We start from the raw sequence: 770 nt of genomic DNA on the forward strand, positions 1-770 counted from the left end.
GTCCCGCCAGTTGCTTTCGACGGGCCAGACCGAGACCTGTTCACGGACCGTGATGGAGGAACGGGGCAGCTCCGCTGCGGGCAGTTGCGGGGAGTCCGAGAGTACCCAGGTGTCCTTGGACCCACCACCCTGGGAGGAGTTCACGATCAGCGAGCCTTCCTTCAACGCCACCCGGGTCAGCCCGCCGGGCAGCACCCAGACGTCGTCGCCGTCGTTGACCGCGAACGGACGCAAGTCCACGTGGCGGGGCCCGAAGCGGTCTCCCGAGAGCGTGGGCACGGTGGACAGCTGCAGCACGGGCTGCGCGATCCAGCCGCGCGGATCCGCCAGCACCCGCTTCCGCAAAGCGTCCAGCTCCTCCCGTGAAGCATCCGGACCGATCACCAGGCCCTTGCCCCCGGACCCGTCCACCGGCTTGACCACGAGTTCGGCGAGCCGGTCCAGGACCTGCTCGCGAGCTTCCTCTTCTTCCAGCCGGAAGGTCTCCACGTTGGCGATCACCGGCTCCTCGTGCAGGTAGTACCGGATCAGCTCAGGCACGTAGGAATAGACCAACTTGTCATCGGCCACCCCGTTGCCCACCGCGTTCGCGATCGTCACCCCGCCGGCCCGGGCCGCGTTCACCAGTCCCGGACACCCGAGCATCGAATCGGAACGGAACTGCAACGGGTCCAGGAACTCGTCATCGATCCGCTTGTAAATCACATCCACCCGCTGCTCACCGGCCGTGGTGCGCATGTATACCCGGTTTCCACGGCAGATCAGGTCCC

Annotated in this window: 1 protein-coding gene; it reads right to left on the reverse strand. The window is 66.6% G+C overall.

Going from position 1 to position 770, the window contains the following annotated elements; translation table 11 throughout:
- The coding region (locus NFJ07_RS25580) for a circularly permuted type 2 ATP-grasp protein (RefSeq protein ID WP_269998910.1) at window positions 1-770 on the reverse strand (770 nt) is incomplete at both ends.

Origin of the sequence: Arthrobacter sp. B2a2-09, from assembly GCF_027587375.1 — a bacterium.
Taxonomy (GTDB): domain Bacteria; phylum Actinomycetota; class Actinomycetes; order Actinomycetales; family Micrococcaceae; genus Arthrobacter.